The organism is Nocardia coubleae NBRC 108252 (assembly GCF_001612805.1).
Taxonomy (GTDB): domain Bacteria; phylum Actinomycetota; class Actinomycetes; order Mycobacteriales; family Mycobacteriaceae; genus Nocardia; species Nocardia coubleae.
On record NZ_BDBD01000018.1, the window covers coordinates 320,245 to 338,531 of the forward strand.

Here is an 18,287-nt window from a genome sequence, read left to right on the forward strand (position 1 = left end):
CTGGATCAGAACAGACCCGCGAGCGCGGTGTCGGTGCCCTGCAGGTCCGAGTTTCCGGAGCTGACGAGCTGACCGGCACCCTCGAGGGTGGTGTTCAGCTGCTGGACGTGGGTGTTCCACTGGTTCTGCAGCTCGGTGAAGGCGTCGTTCGCATCACCCTTCCAGTTGTTGGTCACGAAGTCGGTGACCACCTTGTGGAAGTCGTCGAGCATGGTCATGACGTTGCGGGCCTCGGTAACGATCGCCTGGGCACCGGCCTCGACTTCGCCGAAATTCGCGGAAATCCGAGTGGGGTCGTTGGCAGCCATCTGAGCTCCTTATCTGAGTTTGTGCTGGTGAGAGTGGATCAGAGCGCGGGCAGGTCGAGGCTGGAAACCTGCGCCTTCACCTGCTGGGCGAAGTCGACATCCTGCTCTTCGTACTTGGAACCGGCCTTGACCAGCTTCTCGGAGGTTTCGAGCAGCTTGTCGTTGAGTTTGTCGGCCTGGAAGTAGTAACGCTCCATGAAAGAGTCGAAGGCGGTGCGCGCCGAACCACTCCATGTAGCTGTGGTCTGGTCTTCCTTGGTCTTCAGAGTCCTGATCGCAGTCATCAGATCGAGATGCCTCTGCTTGATGTCCTTCGCGAACTCGCCGATCTTCTCGTTGCTCGCGTCGAGCTGTCCTGCCATCGTGGCTTCCTTTCGGGTTCGATCCTGGCTGCTCTGGGATCGTTTTCCCAGTTCATATAGTTGGACGCTGATCGAGCACGATCGGTTCCATCCAAATGCCAGAAAGTTGATTTTCTGTGCTGCCCCCGGCCGCGCGTACCTGCGCGCTGTCACGTTCAACCTGGTCGGCGATCGGCAGCCCGGTCGTTCGGTCCGATGCGGTCCGATACCGAGGTAGCCAGCCCCTGGTCCCCTCCTCCCACTGCGCTGACCGTTCGACGGTGAGTGGGCTGGCGTCCTCACCTTACCGAACCGGCAGCGATGTCGCGATCACTCGCTCGATGCCGCTACTGGCTGTTGGCGAGCACGGCGTACTGCGCGGCCGCGCGCTGCTGCGAGTCTTGGATCTGAGTACTCCAGACATGGCCAACGTAGTTGCGGTAGCGGACAATACAGAGGAAGTACTTCGTCGTCGAGTATGGTTTGGGCTCCTCGGCGCATTTCGAGTCGGGGACTCCTGGAGGCGCCATGGCTGGGTCCGGTTCGGCCGCCAAAGCTCCCCATAGGGCCTTCGCCGACTCCTCGTCGCGGCTACGGAACACCATCGCACCGTCCAGCAGAAGACTCGCGCCTGTACCGAAGCTCTGGGCGATGCCTTCCGAGTTGTAGCTGTACGTGTTCGCGGAGTAAGCCTGCCCCATGGTGACGTACTCGATGTTGCCCACCGAGTAGAACCGCTTGGCCTCTTCTCGATCAGTTTGGAAGTGAAGGAAGCCTTGCAGTGTGTTGGTGGCCAGGCCGCCCACGGAAGGAACACCGAGCTTGATCGGGTTCAGGACTCGTCGCTTCATACCTTCCGGGTCGAGTTCGGAACGTAGAACTTGTTCGGGCGACAGGGGCGGCAGTGCATCCAACTTCGGTAGCTGAGCGGCGTAGGTCTTCTCGACGAGTGAAGTAAGCAGTGCGAGATCTGGACTCGACGTGGACACAAAGGCGCTGACCGTGTAATGGCCGTGGGCTATCGTCGAACCGATCGTCGGAGTTCCGGGACGCCAATGTGCGTGTGCCGCTGGGAATTTACCGATCGGTACTCTCTGGTTCTCGGCCGGATTGACATCGAAATCCACCGCTTCGAACTCGCGAGCAGCAGTGGCGGCCGCATCCATGCTCGGAAATTGCAGAACAGTGACGGTAACCAAGGTTGCCGTGGGAGGCACCTGCTCAAATGCTACTGGTCTGAAATCGCTGCTACCGGACACGAAACCGAATTGCATCTTGTTGCGCTCGGCCACTGCCTTGCTGGGCGCAGCCATGGACTGCGTTACGTCATCTGGTTCGTTCACTTCCTGGATGCTCGTGCCATATCGCAGCTTTGGATCGATGTCATTGCCGATGACGACATGGTCGCTGAGCCGAGTCGCTGCCAGGCTGTTTCCACGACGCACCGAATAGGCTGGACTGTAGTAGTCGTCGAGAGGCGCCGTGGGATATTTCCCGACATCCAATTTTCGGACGTCGATTTCTGCGGCCCCCGGAGCGCCGGAAACGGTTTGGCCGCATGCGCTGACAGCCAGAACCGTTAGGGCGATAAATGCCTGGCGTGTTCCTCGGATCTTCATCTCTGTATCTCCACGTTGTCCCGGTCGCTACTTGGCCATGGCGGCGAGCAGCGCATATTGCGCTGAGACTCGCTGGTGGACGTCGACCAGTTGATTCGACCGAGCTTCGATGACATAGCGCCCGAACGCGAGCGTGCAATGAAACCTTGCCGAGAAACTGTCTTTGACCTTGAGCTCGACACACTTGGCGGACGGCATGCCCTTGGGGGACTCCGCCGAACGCAGAGACTTGTTCAGCGCACTGTGTGCACGGCTTATCAGCTCCGCACCTTTCGAGTCCTTTACCTGGTATAGCTCGGTTGCATTGACACCGAACCATTCCAGTCCGGCTTCTTCGAATAGTGGCTCGTCGCGATCCGGCTTTTCCGAGAAATGCAAAGCGCCGTGCCGGTCGTAAATCCCGGGTGGGTTCTTCTGGGATTCTTCGCCTTGGCGCATGAGGGAGTGGCCGAGCAATTTATCCCGATCCATTTCGATATCGGTAAGTTTGTCGGGCGGCGTCGGTTCGAAGCCCTCCACCTGAGGCTTGATCGCGGCCCAGTTCTTCGTGGCCACCGCCGTCAACGCGTTGAGGTCGGTGAGCTCGAGCTCGATCTTTGCGTAATCTTTTATATTCGAGAACACAACTATATTTTTATGCGCGTTGACAGTGAAAAGTTCCTGCTGTGCGGGGTTCCAGAACGCGTGACCCTCGGGGAAATCTGGGAGGGGCACCATGACTCGCGCATCTTTATCTTCACTTTGCCGGCGTGCCAGTGCTGCAGCGGCGGCAGTTGCGGATGACTCGGAGTCGAAGACCATGGCGGCGTTGCTGAGGACTTCGGAGATGCCGATGTAGCTGTGGGTCTGCCCATAACTGTAGAATCCGCCGATAAAGCCGGGGGTGTCTTCTTTGAATTTTTCGGAGTCACCGATCGTGTACAGTCTTTCGATGAACCCGAATACGGCTATATCCTCGATACCGCTCTGGTATTTGAAGCGGTTGTCGACCTCGAAAGCTGTCGGCAAATAATTTCCGAGGCGCTGTCCTTCGCTCAATCGTGCGCGGTCGAAGTTAGGCTTGCCGATCGTGCGCGGCACCGTCACGTAATTTCCGAAATCCAATACTGCGGTATCGACAGGCGCAGGTGTCGCGGCGACGGCCGCATCGTCACCTGAACCGCATCCGGAGACTCCGAAAGCGATCGCAGCAAGGCTCGCTGCCAGGTACTTCGATGGTGCCCGCATTGGTCCCCTCCATTTATCCAGAGCAGTAGGAGGACACGCCGATCAGAGCTCGATCCCCCAGCAATGGCTCGGCAGTCCATCGGCCGCATGCATTGCTCGCGTCAACATAGCATCTACACAGTGGCTGCGACGACTCTCATCCGCGGGGCCGGATTACTTGATGCGGTTGCGCAATACGGGCACAAGCTTCTGGAGGAGTACTTGCTCGGAGCCGGCTGCCCAATTACGGATCGCCGAAACGGTCAGCGGGTCATCGATGGGGATCACTGTCGCCCGTGAGGTGGCGAGTTCGGATGGAAGACCCGAAAGTCCTCCGCCACCGGCCTTCTCGTCACTTCGGATCGCCAGGATGTAGGTACCGTCGTCTGCCTTGATCGAATCGAACACCCCATCGAGGGGGCGGGGAGAAGCTTCGTCCTGCTGCTTGGTGTACTCGTAGTTGTACACGAAGCCCAGGCTCTGAAGAAATGTCGTTTGGGTTGTGCTGCTGAGGTAGACCGCCATGTCACGGGTGGAAGTCACGTCGACCATCGTGACGGTCTTGCCCGAGAATGCCGGGTTGTCGGCTCGAGCTTGATCGAGGGGCGACAGTGCCACTGTCGTACCGGGAGCCGACGTCGGTGCACCGGTCGGGTTGTCGGCGGAGCCACTGGTTGCCCACGCGCCTATGCCGATTGTCAAGGCGACAACCACGGCCCCTACCGCACCGATGACGGCGAGTCGGCGCGACCTCGCCGGGTGTTCGCGCTGGGGCTGGTGAGTTGCGTAGCTGTGCATCGGCGCCGGAACTGTCGCTCCGGGACCGGTATTCGGCCGATGTGCCGGAATTTGGATCGGATAGGTCGGTGACGTGTGGTGGCCCGTCGGATTGGACCCCGGCACAAGCGCATTCGCTGCCGCATCGGTGAATGCGCGGCAGGTGGCGAAGCGTTCGGCGGGGTTCTTGGCCATTGCGCGGGCGAAGACGTGGTCGATCGCGTGCGGGAGACCGGGGTCGACCTTGGTGGCCAGCGGCGGTGGTTCGTGCAGGTGGCCCATCATGACCATGGCGGGTTGCGCTGCGGGATAAGGGTTTTGGCCGGTGAGGAGCTTGTAGAAGGCGCAGGCGAGGCTGTAGATGTCGGCGCGGTGGTCGAGGTTCTCACCGCTGAGTTGTTCCGGTGGAGCGTAGGCGATTGTTGCCAGGAAGCTGCCCGTCTGGGTGAGTTCGGTGGCGTCGTCGGTGGACTTGGCGACGCCGAAGTCGGTGAGGAACACCCGTTCGTCCTCGTTGTCGCCGTCGGTCTTGGACAGCAAGAAGTTGGCCGGCTTCACATCGCGATGGAGCAGGCCGCGCCGGTGCGCGTAGTCGAGGCCCTTGCCGACCTCGGTGGTGATGCGAAGCGCGCGCAGGGGAGTCATCGCGTTCCGGTCGCGGGCCAGTTCGGCGGCGGCATCGGTACCGTCGACATACTGCATCGCGATCCAGAGCTGGCCGTGCTCTTCACCGCGGTTGTAGACCGAGACGATGTTGGGATGGTCGAGGCCTGCGGCGAGATTCGCTTCGCGTTCGAAGCGGGCACGGAACTCGGGGTCGCGGCTGAGTTCGGCGCTGAGGACCTTCAACGCGTCCATTCGCGGGAGGCTGGGGTGTTTGGCCAGGTAGACCGTACCCATGCCGCCGGCACCGAGCACACGCTGCACGCGATACCCACCGACGATGGTGCCGGGACTCATCACCATCTTCCACGATCTCCTGACTCGATGCCGCTCACAGCCGCGTTCCCGGCAGGAGCATATAGGAACCTACCGCCACGGGCTGGTGGGGATTGTCCGGTCCGGACCATCAGTGCATACTGTGCTGCCGCGCATCGGTAGCCATCCATAGGGCGCCTGCAGTCGAGACCGCGCCGATCGGCGCGGTCCGGTGTTATGTTTCGGGGGTGGTGGGGTGAGCTGTACTCCTGCCGTGGGGAATGCCTGGGGAGTCGCGGAGTGATAAGGGAGCTGTGGGTCGACGACCCGAAGATGGTGTCCCACTATCGAATACTCGGTATGCTCGGTGCGGGTGGGATGGGGCGCAGGTTCGTCGCGATCAAGCAGATCCATACCCGGCTGCTGGACGACGGGGAATACCGTGCCCGGTTTCGCCGGGGAGATCGAGATCTCCACTCGGGTGTCGGAACTTTCACATCGTCGCCGCGACAGCCTCGGTTGTCGCGACGCCGGATCAGCCCGAGGTATCGCCACGGCAGCGACGACTGCGACAACAGCGGGCGCGACCGCGCCGAGAAGCAGCCACGCCCCGGCTTGACCCGAGCAGGCGGCGGTGGAGTTTATGGCGCAGCCCCAACGATCACTTGGGTGCGGTTCGCATCGGCCGTCAACGCGCTGTGCCAACCCTAGCTTGTTCGAACTGAGTTGTACCCAATGCTGGGGAGAAGTCTGTCGGCTCGCGTTTGACAGGCATTGGTGCGGTGATAACGTCTGTCGAGAACGGTACAAGGGGGTGGGCCGGTGCAGGGCGGGGATTCGGATTTTGATTTAGTACAGGCCGAGGTGAGCGATGCGGGAACGTATGTGCAGCTGACCGCAGCCGAACTCATAGCAGGTGTGCGGTCACTTGATGCGGATATCTCTCGCCTTTTGGAAGGCTGGAAAGGCTCTTCGGCGGCTGCGTACCGTGCTGGCTGGGATGAGACTCGTGAAGGTGCGCAGAAAGTTCTCGATTCGTTGGAGACTCTGGCGAAACTATTGGGCGTCGTCGGTGTCGAGGATATTCAAAACCGTATTCGCGGGTTTGTCGGTTTTCTCAGCGATAGTTTGGCCCAAATAAAAGAGCGCACCTCGGCAGAGAATGTCACCAAGAACGGAAAGCTCGGAGGCGGGTAGATGAGCGAAAGAGACCGGATTGATCGAATGGTTGCCGGATATAGAGAGCTGATACGAAGTTTCGCTAAGGGTGAAAAGTCGGCAGACCAATTCGAGCAAGAATATTTGCAAAAATTCAAGCATGACGAGAATCAGATTCTTAGTCCAGAGTTCGATATTCTAGACTCGCTATTTGCCGATGTGGACGAATATGTAGCGGATCCCGAATTGCGGGAGGACGCTGGTGGGCTCGACGCGGATAGGCTTCGGTCGCGCGCACAAGCGGTATTCAGAAAATTGTATTCTGATTCAACTGACTAGGTTGCGCGGCCAGTCGAGGTCGTCCGCGGCGACGGCCTGGAACTTGTCCAGCGCCTCGATCTGCTTGTCGAGGGCGTTCTTGATATCGCGGTGACGATCACGAATCGGCCGTGTGGCTGGAAAGCGTTGACGCTGCTGTCCGAAGCAGAGCCGTGCGCGCCCGGGTAGCTCGGAATCGCCACCGGCTGCCGAGAGTCCTCCTGCGTGAGTCCAACGGCGTACATAGCGGCGGCTGCCGCGACGGCGTTCTGCTCTGTGCCGAATTCCAGGATCCCGACGAACAGGGATTCGAAGTCACGGCTGCTGCCGTTCGTTCGTGTTGTACAGACGCCGGCGACCAGATCATTGCTGGTGACAGCATCTTTGAACTTCTCTGGAAGTCCACCGGTCTTGGTCATCTCTTCGGCGTCGGCGAAGATCTTGGTGTAGCTCAACTCGGTCAGAGTCGGCACGAAGTCGGTCGGGTGGACCAGGACGTTGAGGAGCCGCCGCCCTTCGATCAGCCTGACCCGCTGCGCGGCGTGCGAGTTGAAGTTCAGTTCGAAGTCGGTCGGTTCGGTGACCATCGCGCCCGTTTGCAGGGCCGCGAGGTCGACCGGTGTCGTCCTCGGCGTGGCTTGGCCGGATACTGTTGCAGCGCAACCGGATCCGAGCACCAGGACCGCCGTCAACGCAGCGAATCGCTCGAGCCGCATGTTCCCCCTCCAACCGATCACCGCGTATCGCGGCGTACAACCGATCGACAGGCTACCGCGTCTGCGGCCGACGGCTACTTCACCCGGTTTTTCAGGATGGGGACGAGGCGGGAGAGGAGGGTTTGTTCGGAGGTGGTGGTCCAGGTGCGGATGGCGGTGACGGTGAGGGGGTCGTCGATGGGGATGACGGTGGCTCGGGAGCCGGTGAGTTGGTAGGGGAGGCCGAGGAGGCCGCCGCCGCCTGCTTTTTCGTCGCTGCGGACCGCGAGGATGTAGCTGTCGTCGGGGGTGTCGAAGCGGGTGGTGGTGCTGGTGACGGGGCGGGGGGAGGGTTCTTCGCCGGTTTTCGTGTAGTTGAAGTTGTAGACGAAGCCGAGGTCTTCGAAGAATTTCGTGGGGAGGGTGCCGCCGAGGTAGGTGGCGAGTTTGCCGTCGGCGGCCACGTCGACCATGAGGACGGTTTTGCCCGCGAAGGCGGGGTTGTCCTTGCGGGCCTGTTCCAGCGGGGTCAGGGCGGCGGTGGTGCTGGTCGAGGGGCCGGGTGGGGTGGAATCGCCGCTCGAGGCCCAGATGCCGATGCCCGCGGCGACCGCGACCACCGCCACTACGGCCGCGCCCGCGAGGAGCAGCTTGTTCCTCGGCTTCTCGGGTGCCGGGGCGGCGGCTGCGGGAGGAGTGGGTGGTGACCACTGCTGCGGCACCTGGACGGGGTAGGTGGGGGCGGTGTGGTGGCCGGTGGGGTGGGAACCAGGCACGAGGGCGGCGGTCGCGGCGTCGGTGAATTCGCGGCAGGTGCCGAACCGCTCGTTCGGGTTCTTGGCCATGGCGCGGGCGATGACGTGGTCGATCGCGGGCGGCAGGCCGGGGCGCACAGCGGTCGGCCGCGGCGGCGGTTCGTGCAGGTGACCCATCATCACCATGGCCGGTTGCGTTGCGGGGAACGGGTTTTGGCCGGTGAGGAGCTTGTAGAACGAGCAGGCGAGGCTGTAGATGTCGGCGCGGTGATCGAGGTGTGTACCCGACAGCTGTTCCGGTGGCGCGTAGGCGATGGTGGCGAGGAAGTTGCCGGTCTGGGTGAGTTCGGAGGCGTCGTCGGTCGACTTCGCGACGCCGAAATCGGTGAGCAGGACTCGCTCTTCGTCCCCGTAACTGCTCGACAGCAGGAAGTTCGCCGGTTTGACGTCGCGGTGCAGCAGGCCGCGCCGGTGCGCGAAATCCAGGCCCTTGCCGACCTCGGTGGTGATGCGCAGGGCGCGCAGCGGGGTCATGGCCTGCGGGTCGCGGGCGAGTTCGGCGGCGGCGTCGGTGCCCTCGACGAACTGCATGGCGATCCACAGCTGGCCGTGTTCCTCGCCGCGGTTGAAGACCGAGACGATATTCGGATGATCCAGTCCGGCAGCCAGATTCGCCTCCCGCTCGAAGCGGGCACGGAACTCGGGGTCGTTGCTGAGTTCGGCGCTGAGAATCTTCAGCGCGTCGGTGCGGGGCAGGCTGGGGTGGGCCGCGAGATAGACCGAGCCCATCCCGCCCGCGCCGAGCTTCCGGATGATCCGGTACCCGCCGACGATGGTGCCGGGGCTCATCGCCATATCTCACGATCTCCTGACTCGGTGCATCCTGTCCCGCTCGGGCCGGAGCATAGCGAAACCGGCGTGGGCGGGGCGGTCATCGGGTATTGGCGAACAGCGCGTATTGCGCCGCCGCACGCTGGTGCGCGTCGAGCAACTGGTTGCCGCCGACGACACCCACGTACTGCTTGTACGCCACCACACAGCTGAAACGCTTGGCCCCGTCGAGGGTTCGGTTCTCGGTACAGGCCGCGTGGGGCAGATTGGATGGTGGCGCCGCGTCGGCTTTGGGGTGGTGGGGGAGGAGTTTGTCGGTGACCGCGCGCAGGGCCGAGGCCGGGTCGGCGGTGCGGACGGCCATCGAACCGTGCGAGAAGGCGACCTGTTCGGCGTTCATCGCGGCGAATTGCTCGGCGAGGCGGTCGCGTTCGGGGGAGAGCGGGACGCCGGAGGCACCGGCGAAGTGGAGGGCGCCCGCCCTGGTGGTGACCGTGTGGGTGCCGTCGCCTTCGGGGAAGGTGAACTGGTCGGGGTTGAGGGTGCGGACCAGCAGGTGGTCGGGGTCGAACGGGAGGGTGTAGACCTCTTCGTCGGTGAGGACGGGGACGTCGGCCAGCGCGCCGATCTGCTTGTCGTAGGCGGTGGCGGCCCGGGTGGTGAGGGCGTCGAGGTCGGGTTTGTCGACCGAGAGCAGGAACGCGAGCACGTACGGGCCGTGGGGGAGCAGGGTGCGCAGGAACGGCGAGTCGGGCCGCCAGTGGGAGCGGGCGGCGGGGTGGCCGGGGATGCTGACGGGCTGGTTGCGGCCCTCGTGGGAGGCGAGGTCGGCGTCGTGGAATTCCTGGGCCGCGGCGGTGGCACGCGCGGCGTCGGGGAATTGCAGCACCATGGTGGCGGCGGTGAAATTGTTCGTCGGTTCCTTGAACGGCCACCCGGTCGAGCTCACGGTGGAGTCGGTCGAGGCGCCGGTGGACAGGAATCCGTAGAGCATTTTGTGCTTTTCGGCGATCGGTTCGACGACGTCGTAATCGCCGAGCTCCCACGGGGTTGTGCCGTCGGAGAAGGCGCGGGCGCCGGTGCCGTACTTCATCTGCGGATCGATGGCCGCGGCGTCGATGACGTGACCGGCGATACGCATACCGGCCACGTTGTACATCTCGTAGAAGTCGGGGACGGGATCGTCGTCGTGGGCGTTCACCGGTTCGGTGGGGAAGCTGCCGACATCCAGGGTGCGGATATCGATCTCGCCGGGCAGCGCGGTACCGGTGACCTCGGAACCACAGCCCGCGAGGACGACGGCGAACAGGGCGATCGCGAAACGGCGGATTCTCATGACGCGTTCACCAGCAGGGCATACTGGGCGGCCGCGCGTTGCTGCACGTCGAGGAGCTGGTTGGACCACACGTACGCGGCGTAACGGTCGTAGGAGACCGCGCAATAGAAGCGGATCGCGAAGCGCTGATTGCGCCCGATGTATTCCTTGCATCGGGCGCTCGGCAGATTCTTCGGTGGGTCGGCGGCGGTGAATTTGCGGGTGAGACCGCCCAATTCGTCGCGCACGGCCTGCGCGCCCGCGATATCGCGCGCCCGGTAGACGTCGGCGCCGTCACTGGCGTACAGGTCGACACCGTTGTCGGCGATCATCGCGGTCGTGCTCACCGGGTCGGAGGTGAAATGGCGGGCGGTGCGGCCCGCGTAGACGCCGGGCGGGTTGAGCCAGGAATCCTCGCGCGGGCGGGGCGCGGTGCGGCCGAGCATGCCTTCGCGGTCACGCTGCAGAGTCATCAGATCGGCGGTGGGAGTGAAGTTCGCGACCGAGGGGACGATGGTGTCGAGACTCTTGCGGGTCAGCTCGAGCAGGGCCTGCTTGTCGACCTTGCCGAGCCAGATCTTCAGATAGTCGAAGAACCAGGTGTAGATCACCAGATGCCCGGTGGCGAACCACGATCCGATCGACTGCTGATCGGGCTGCCAATGTGCTTTCGCCGCAGGGTAACCCGGTATCTCGATCGGCTGATTGTTGGGCGCGTAACCGAAATCGAGTTGCTCGAGCGCGGTCGCGGCGGCGGTGGCCTTCTGCGCATCGGGAAAGATCATGACGGCGTTGACCATGTCGATGCCGCGGTTGTCGGGCGCGGTCTGCGCCGAACTCACGAATCCGCCGATGAAGTCGGGGGCGATCTCGGCGAACCGGTCGACGGCCATGATCTTGCCGAGCGCGGCCTCGGGATCGATGAACACCGAGGCGATCGACGGGTTGGTGTGAACGAACCGGGGGTCGATATCGGCGGGGGCGGGGACGTGATCGCCGAGGCGTTCGGCCTCGATGAACCGGGCTTGATCCATGCTGGCGACGGCGCCGACCACCCGGGGTTGCGTCGGGTAGTTGCCCACATCGAGGGTGGCCAGGTCGACCGGCGGATCAGTGGCCGCGCCCGGTTCCTCCCCGGAACCGCACGCCAGCAGGCCGGTGAGCAGGACGGTCGCCAGTGCGGCGCAGGCCGGTTTCCTCGACAGCACGGCGATCATTCCTCCCCGAAACGATGGTCGGCCGAATAGTAACCCGTTCTGCCGACCTACAAACTGTTGGCCAGCAGGGCGTATTGGGCGGCGACTTTCTGCCGGATCTCGGGTTCCTGCTCGGCACCGACAATAGCCAGGTAGCGCTTGTACGGAACGTAGCAGCGGTATTCGGAATCGATGTCGGAGTTGCCCTTCGAATTGAGTTCGAAGCATTTGGCGCCGGGCACATCGGTGGGCGCTGGCACGGAATCGTAGTGCTCGGCGGAATCGATGAAGCCCTGCATCAGCGCTTCGGCCCCCGCCTGATCGCGGACGCGGGCGATGGCGCCGCCTTCGACCAGGGCGTACCGGTCGGCGCCCGCGGCTTCGAGGAGGCGTTCGCGGGCGGTCTCGTCGTCGACCCGGCTCACGATGTGCTCGGGGCTGTACACGGCGAAAGTGCTCTGGTCGGGCTCGGTCTCGGTGGTGTCCTCGACAACGGCGCGGGCCAGCAGGCCGTCGGGATCGACGGGCAGGTCGGCGAGCTTGTCGTAGGGGGTCGGGGTGAACTTCGCGAGCTGGGCCAGGCTCGCTTCCAGCGACATATCGATCCAGGACACGAGGTCGTCGGCGTCGGCGCGCGGTCGCTGCACGAACAACGAGATCACGAATTCCTTGTGCGCGTGGAAGGCGCCGACGGTGGGGATGCCGGGCCGCCAATGCACATATGCCTCGGGGTATTTCGTCGAGGCGAGCTTGCGGTTGTCCGGGGAGACGCCGAGGTCGACGTCCTCGAGTTCGCGGGCGGCCAATGTGGCCGAGGCGCTGTCGGGAAAACGCAGCACCGCGGTGGTGATGGCAGTGGCGTCGGGACCGGGACGTTTGCTGCCGTCGGGATCGGCGCGGTCGGCGCCGAGCGTCACATAGCCGGTGACGAACTTGCGGTTCTCCAGTACCGGACGCGACACATTGGCGATGAAATCGAGTGCGCGTTCCACCGACGGGATCACGGTCGACCCGCGCCCGTACGACATCGACGGATCGATCCGGACCGTCGGCGGCACGGCGCCCGACATCCGCATACCCTCCACGAGCGGACCTGCGCTACCGGCCTTTTCATCGTGCGAGCGCTTCTCGACGGCGAAGGGCCCCACCTCGAGTTTGCGCACATCGATCTCACCTGCGATGGGGGTGCCACTCACCGCGCAGCCCGTGAGGGCGATCGTGACTGCCGACAATGCGAACGCGACGCGGATCCTGATCATGGCTGCCCCTCGGTGTTCCTCCCGCTGTAGGTGTGAAGTTACCGGAACAAGCCCGCCCAGGGGGCCCTAAGTGTGGTGCTTTGCCATAGTCTGGATGTCATGTCGACGACCCTGCTGCGCGGTTCCGGTGGAGGCCGATACCTGTGAGGGATCGGCAGGTCGAAATCGTGCCCGGCGCTCATGCCGTGGCGCACGTGGCGGGAGCGGTGATCGCGGTGGCGCACCGGCAGCCCGGACGCCTCACCCCGGAATCCACCGCCGCCATCGCCCTGGAATCGCTGGCCGAGCTCGTCCGCACCGCGGTGGAGGCGGAACCGGGCGGGCCGGGCGCCTCGGTCGCGCGGGAGGCCACCCGGTGGCTGATGAAGCATGCCGAGCAGATCTCGCCGGGTGTGCCGATCGACTTCGGGGTGCTCTCGGCCGCCGACAACGGCGGTGTCGCGATCTTCCTGCACGGCGCGGTGACCGCCGTGCTCGCAGGCGATCGGGGGCCCGAGTACTACCGGGGTAGTGACGCGGCGTTCACCGTCGACCGGGTGGCCTCCGAGCCGGCCAAGGGTGTGGCGCTGTTCGTCGACGACGCCAAGGGCCGCATCCCCGACCTGCCCGCCGAACGCGGCATCGGCTGGCTGGTCGAAGGCATCGCGCAGGCGGCCGGGGCCGTGGTGTGGGCCAACGATGTGCGAAGCCGCGTGCGCACCGCCGACCCGGACGCCCGCCGCCTGCCGCCGCCCACGGCCCGCATCGACCGGGAACCACGCCCGCCGCAACAGGATTCGCGCCCGGCCGAGGCGCCTGTCACGGGGATGCAGCCCGCGACCTCGATGCTGGACGCGGTGACCGGAACCAACCACGACCTCGTCGACCCGCACAACGCCGAAACCCGCACCGCCGGAACCAATCCCGCCCCCGAACCCGACCCCGACCTGCAGCGCAGGCTCGAGGCGACGGCCCGTTCGACAGTGCTGACCGTGAAGGTGATGGGATTCAAGTGCGCGCGAGCGCATCCCAGCGACCCGCGCTCGGCGTTCTGCACGGTGTGCGGCATGCCGGTCGACCAGACCCAGGCGCTGGCCGAAGTGGTCCGCCCGCCGCTGGGCATGCTCGTCCTCGACGACGGCATGACCTACCTGCTGGCCGCCGACGCGGTGATCGGGCGCGACCCGGAGAATTCCGAAGCGGCACAACGCGGCCTGATCCCGCTGCGCATCGACGACACCTCCGGCGGCATGTCACGCGCGCATGCCGAAGTGCACCTGGTGAATTGGGACGTGCAACTGCTGGATCGCGGTTCCACCAACGGAACTCGCAGCCGGCTGCCCGGCTATCGCGACTGGATCCGGCTCACCCCGAACCAGCCGCTGGTGCTCGTCCCCGGCACCGAGATCATGATCGGCAACCGGGTCCTGCGCTACGAACCGGCCGCGCCGCCCCCGTTCGGCTGAGTCAGCTGTAGCGGGATTCGCAGGTTGTCGCGCCGTTGAGGACGCCCGCACGGAAGGCGTCGACGCGGGAGAAGCCGCTGGGGACGGTGTTGCCTTCGGCGTCGCTGGCGGCGAGGCCGTCGGTGAGCAGGCCGGAGACCGCTTCGTCGAGGTCGCCCGCGGAGAGCTGGATGTCGCCCTGGCTGACCGGACGGCCGGGCTCGGCGAGTTTGCCGGTGACCACTCCCGACAGGCACGCCGCGCGCAGGCCCGTCTTCGCGCCGGTGAGCGCTTGGCCGTTGCTGCGCTGCACGGCGAGGGTGTAGCGGGAGATGAACAGGACGTAGCCGTTGTAGTCGCCGCTCACCTTCACCGGGAGCGGGCCGTCGTCGCTGTCGTCGGCGGAACCGCGTTCGGCCAGGCCGGGCACATCGGTGGCGATCACGTTCTTGGTGGGGCAGTAGGTGACCGGGTCGGTGACGGCGCCGTCGTCGCACTCCACCTGCGATCCCGAATAGTCGTAGGAGGGTGACTGCCGCACCGGCAGGATCGCCTGCAGGGCCTTGCTCAACTCGACCAGATTGCTCTGAGTGATCGGGTACTCGCCGCGTCCCTGGTCGCCGGAGAAACTCTGCGGCAGATTGCCACGACGCGATTCGATCTCGTCCTCGTCGATGCCCTTGCAGCCGCGCGCACCGTCGGTGAAACCGATCTGCACCGCCGTGACCCGCTCGAACGCCGAACCGTGCACGCTCTCCGGATCGTCGGGGTCGGAATCGCGAATCGAAACCGTCGCGGCCAGCACGGAATTGAGGCCGTCGGAGGTGTTGATGGTGAAGTGCTTCGACTTGCCCTCGGCGACATGACGCATGAACGCACCCGCGAAACAATCGGCCTGCTGTTCCTTCACCAGTACCGGGGTCTTCTTGGTGACCATCTTGGCCATGGTCTGGATCGCGTGCCCGTATTCGTGGGCGAGCACCATCACCACCGACATCGGGCCGAAGGTCTCGCTCATCGTCGGCAGCAGCATCGCGCGGTCCCAGCCGATGGAGTTGTCGCTGCGGCAGTAGGCGGCGTTCACCAGGTGGTAGGTGGTTTCCTTGCAGAACTCGACCGCCGAGTTGCGTGGGGCGCGCGCGTCCCAGGAGATGAGGGTGGTGACCGGGTCGAACGTCTCACCACGGAACTCGGTGCCGAACACCGACTCCCAGTAGGTCTGGATGTCCTCGATGGCGTTGAGGGCGAGGGCGTCGACCTCGCCGCCGTCACCGTTGGACGCGGTGAGCGACGAATCCGCGACGCCGGGTCGTGGGCCGTTCGGGCCGCCGGTGGTCGGCAGACCGGCTACTCGGAAGGGGTCGTCGTAGATCGAGACCGCGCGGCCGTCGACCGCCCGTGTGCAGCCCACACTCAGCAGTGCACATAGCACGGCGGTGATGGCAACGAGCACTTGGCCTTTCGGCATCGGTCCCCCTGGTCGGCCGGATACACGTGCAGGTCGGTCGCCGGATCGGGTGTGAAGCCGTCTCGGGGGCACCGCCGATGTCCGGGCGATGGCATAGTATCCGCTCCATGTCTTCACCGGGGGCGCAGACCATCACCGTGCGCCATGATGGAACCGAACGAGTCTTCGAAGCGAGCCAGCAGATCACCATGGGCCGTGCGCCCGAGGTCACCCTGTTCGTGGACAGTCCGCTGGTCTCGCGCGTGCACGCCACTCTGCGCTTCAGCAACGGCGCCTGGGTACTCGCCGACAACGGCAGTACCAACGGCGTTTTCGTCGACGCCCGCAGGCTGAGTCAGCCGGTCTCGATCGACCGGCCGACCCAGGTGCGCCTGGGCGACGCGATCAGCGGGCCGCTGCTGCACCTCGTGCCCGCGGCGCCGGGGGCGGGATCGCGGCACGCGGCGACCATGGTCGCGCCGCCGTCGCAGCCGCAACCACAGCACCGTCCGCCACAGCGCCCGTCCTTCCAGCCACCGTCACATCCGACACCTCAACAGCAGCAGCCACCTGCCCGGCCGCAGTACGTGCCGACCTCGCAGCTGCCGTCGCAGCCGGTCGCGCCGCAGGACAACATCAATATGACCCGCCGCGCCGACTCCTCGATGCTGCCGCCGGTGCGCAAGGCGGCCTCGACCGAACCGGTGGCGCGCGGTGACCGCATCCCGCCCGGCGGCCTGAGCATCGGCCGTACCTCCGACAACCAGATCGTGGTGAACGACCCGCTGGCCTCGCGCAAGCACGCGCGGCTGGTTTCCTCGCCGGAGGGGCTGGTCGTCGAGGACCTCGGGTCGGCCAACGGCACCTTCGTCAACGGTCACCGCCAGCAGCGCACGGTGCTGCACGAGCGTGACATCGTCACCATCGGCAACATCGACTTCGTCGTCGCGCAGGGCGCGCTGGTGCACCGGCAGAAGCCGGTCGCCGAGCTGGGTCTCACGGTGCACGGGGTCGGGTTCACCGTCGAGGGCAACAAGCAGTTGCTCGTCGATGTGAACATGCAGGCCGGGCGTGGCACGCTGACCGCGCTGATCGGCCCTTCGGGTGCGGGCAAGTCGACGCTGTCGAAGCTGATCGCGGGCAACACCCAGCCCTCCGGCGGTGTGGTCACCTTCGAGGGCCGCAACCTGCACGCCGAATACGAGGCGCTGCGTTCGCGTATCGGCATGGTCCCGCAGGACGATGTGCTGCACCGTCAGCTCACCGTCCGCCAGGCCCTCGGTTTCGCCGCCGAGCTGCGGCTGCCGCCGGATACCACCAAGGCCGACCGTCAGCAGGTGATCGACGGTGTGCTGCAAGAGCTTTCGCTCACCCAGCACGCCGACACCCGAGTCGACCGGCTCTCCGGCGGTCAGCGCAAGCGCGCGTCGGTGGCGATGGAGCTGCTCACCGGTCCGTCGCTGCTGATCCTCGACGAGCCGACCTCGGGCCTCGATCCGGCGCTGGACCGGCAGGTCATGCAGATGCTGCGCGAACTGGCCGACGCCGGTCGCGTGGTCATCGTGGTCACCCACTCCGTGGCCTGCCTTGACATGTGTGACCAGGTGGTGCTGCTCGCGCCCGGCGGCAAGACCGCGTTCGCCGGCCACCCCGGTGGCGTCGGCGCGGCGATGGGTACCAGCGACTGGGCCGAGATCTTCGCCAATGTCGCGGCCAACCCGGACCAGGCCTTCGCGGCGTATCGGTCGAGGCAGGCCTATGTGCCGCCGCCACCGCCGCCCCAGCCGTTGCAGCGCGGCAATGCCGGTGCGCCGCCGCAATCCAGTGGCATGCGGCAGTTCAGCACGTTGGCGCGCAGACAGTTGCGGTTGATCTTCGCCGACCGCGGTTACCTGGTGTTCCTGGTGGTGCTGCCGTTCATCCTCGGCGCGTTGTCGCTGGTGGTGCCCGGTGAGAACGGCTTCGCCGCGGGGCCGCTGGTCGCCCAGCCCGACGGGTCGTTCGCCAAGTCCGGTGGTAGCGAGACCCAGCAGTTGCTGGTGGTGCTCATCCTCGGCGCGTGCTTCATGGGTGCGACGCTGAGTGTGCGTGACCTGGTCGGTGAGCGGACGATCTTCCACCGCGAACGGGCGGTCGGGCTATTGCCGTCGGCATACCTGCTGGCCAAGATCGCGGTGTTCAGCGTGGTCGCGTTCCTGCAGTCCGCCGTGCTGATCGGCATCACCCTGCTCGGCAAGAACCCGCCCGGTGCCGGATCGCTGATTCCGAACGGCAGCATCGAGCTCTACATCGACATCGCCATGACGGCGGTCTGCTGTGTGGTGTTCGGTCTGCTGATGTCGAGCCTGGCCAAGTCCAACGAGCAGGTCATGCCGATGCTCGTGGTGATGATCATGGTGCAGCTCGTGATGGCCGGTGGTCTGATCCCGGTGACCGACCGCGTCGGCCTCGAGCAGGTGTCGTACCTGTTCCCGGCCCGCTGGGGTTACGCGTCGGGCGCTTCGACCGTCGATCTGAAGAATCTGTTCTGGGGTGCGCAGGACGATTCGCTGTGGACGCACTCGGTCGGCATCTGGATCCTCGACATCGCCATGGTGCTCGTGATCACCGCCGCCCTGGCGTTCCTCACCTGGACCCGCCTGCGGCTGAAGCGGTCGCAGGCATGATGATCGGGCAGGTCAACGTCGTTTCGGCGGACACACTGCGCGTGTCGAGCGCCG

The 18,287-nt window shown here is 65.1% G+C and carries 15 protein-coding genes; 4 read left to right on the forward strand and 11 right to left on the reverse strand.

Features of this window, described 5'->3' with window-relative positions:
• Window positions 1–5 precede the first annotated feature (5 nt).
• From NCO8_RS18525 to NCO8_RS18550, 5 genes are all read right to left on the reverse strand, one after another.
• A complete protein-coding gene (locus tag NCO8_RS18525) occupies window positions 6–308 on the reverse strand; it encodes a WXG100 family type VII secretion target (protein WP_067641225.1) in 303 nt (100 codons plus the stop codon).
• Window positions 309–346: 38 nt separating this feature from the next.
• Window positions 347–670 carry a WXG100 family type VII secretion target gene (locus NCO8_RS18530; protein WP_067641227.1) on the reverse strand — a complete coding sequence of 108 codons (324 nt, stop codon included), beginning with the start codon at window positions 668–670 and terminating at the stop codon, window positions 347–349.
• A gap of 326 nt (window positions 671–996) precedes the next feature.
• Window positions 997–2,268 carry a DUF7373 family lipoprotein gene (locus tag NCO8_RS31420; protein WP_157104967.1) on the reverse strand — a complete coding sequence of 424 codons (1,272 nt, stop codon included), beginning with the start codon at window positions 2,266–2,268 and terminating at the stop codon, window positions 997–999.
• Between the two features lie 27 nt (window positions 2,269–2,295).
• Window positions 2,296–3,495 (reverse strand): DUF7373 family lipoprotein, encoded by a 1,200-nt coding sequence (locus tag NCO8_RS18545; protein ID WP_157104968.1) that lies wholly within the window; start codon window positions 3,493–3,495, stop codon window positions 2,296–2,298.
• Window positions 3,496–3,648: 153 nt separating this feature from the next.
• Window positions 3,649–5,217: a serine/threonine-protein kinase gene (locus NCO8_RS18550; protein ID WP_067641235.1), complete on the reverse strand. Its 1,569-nt coding sequence runs from the start codon at window positions 5,215–5,217 to the stop codon at window positions 3,649–3,651.
• 774 nt (window positions 5,218–5,991) lie between these two features.
• Between NCO8_RS18550 and NCO8_RS30715 the strand changes: the two genes are divergently transcribed.
• Both NCO8_RS30715 and NCO8_RS30720 read left to right on the forward strand, forming a co-directional pair.
• Entirely contained in the window at window positions 5,992–6,366 is a 375-nt protein-coding gene (locus tag NCO8_RS30715) for a WXG100 family type VII secretion target (protein ID WP_167353302.1), read from the forward strand.
• A complete protein-coding gene (locus NCO8_RS30720; protein WP_084457282.1) occupies window positions 6,367–6,666 on the forward strand; it encodes a colicin immunity domain-containing protein in 300 nt (99 codons plus the stop codon).
• On the opposite strand, the gene NCO8_RS18560 is transcribed toward NCO8_RS30720, so the two are convergent.
• The 5 genes from NCO8_RS18560 to NCO8_RS18580 form a co-directional block, all read right to left on the reverse strand.
• A complete protein-coding gene (locus NCO8_RS18560; protein WP_157104969.1) occupies window positions 6,663–7,361 on the reverse strand; it encodes a DUF7373 family lipoprotein in 699 nt (232 codons plus the stop codon). The two genes, NCO8_RS30720 and NCO8_RS18560, sit on opposite strands and share 4 nt — an antisense overlap.
• A gap of 74 nt (window positions 7,362–7,435) precedes the next feature.
• Window positions 7,436–8,950, reverse strand: a complete 1,515-nt coding sequence (locus NCO8_RS18565) for a serine/threonine-protein kinase (protein ID WP_067641241.1) — start codon at window positions 8,948–8,950, stop codon at window positions 7,436–7,438.
• Between the two features lie 76 nt (window positions 8,951–9,026).
• Window positions 9,027–10,262 (reverse strand): DUF7373 family lipoprotein, encoded by a 1,236-nt coding sequence (locus tag NCO8_RS18570; protein ID WP_067641243.1) that lies wholly within the window; start codon window positions 10,260–10,262, stop codon window positions 9,027–9,029.
• On the reverse strand, window positions 10,259–11,449 hold the full coding sequence (locus tag NCO8_RS18575) for a DUF7373 family lipoprotein (RefSeq protein WP_245655414.1): 1,191 nt from the start codon (window positions 11,447–11,449) through the stop codon (window positions 10,259–10,261). The genes NCO8_RS18570 and NCO8_RS18575 overlap by 4 nt, the downstream gene beginning before the upstream one ends.
• Before the next feature lie 56 nt (window positions 11,450–11,505).
• The gene (locus NCO8_RS18580) at window positions 11,506–12,696 is read right to left on the reverse strand and encodes a DUF7373 family lipoprotein (RefSeq protein ID WP_067641247.1); all 1,191 of its coding nucleotides are present in this window, start codon (window positions 12,694–12,696) and stop codon (window positions 11,506–11,508) included.
• Between the two features lie 143 nt (window positions 12,697–12,839).
• On the opposite strand from NCO8_RS18580, the gene NCO8_RS18585 reads away from it, so the two are divergent.
• Window positions 12,840–14,141 (forward strand): FHA domain-containing protein, encoded by a 1,302-nt coding sequence (locus NCO8_RS18585; protein WP_067641249.1) that lies wholly within the window; start codon window positions 12,840–12,842, stop codon window positions 14,139–14,141.
• 1 nt (window position 14,142) lies between these two features.
• On the opposite strand, the gene NCO8_RS18590 is transcribed toward NCO8_RS18585, so the two are convergent.
• Window positions 14,143–15,588 carry a neutral zinc metallopeptidase gene (locus NCO8_RS18590; protein WP_067641250.1) on the reverse strand — a complete coding sequence of 482 codons (1,446 nt, stop codon included), beginning with the start codon at window positions 15,586–15,588 and terminating at the stop codon, window positions 14,143–14,145.
• Between the two features lie 107 nt (window positions 15,589–15,695).
• On the opposite strand from NCO8_RS18590, the gene NCO8_RS18595 reads away from it, so the two are divergent.
• The gene (locus NCO8_RS18595; protein ID WP_067641252.1) at window positions 15,696–18,233 is read left to right on the forward strand and encodes an FHA domain-containing protein; all 2,538 of its coding nucleotides are present in this window, start codon (window positions 15,696–15,698) and stop codon (window positions 18,231–18,233) included.
• Window positions 18,234–18,287: the final 54 nt, after the last annotated feature.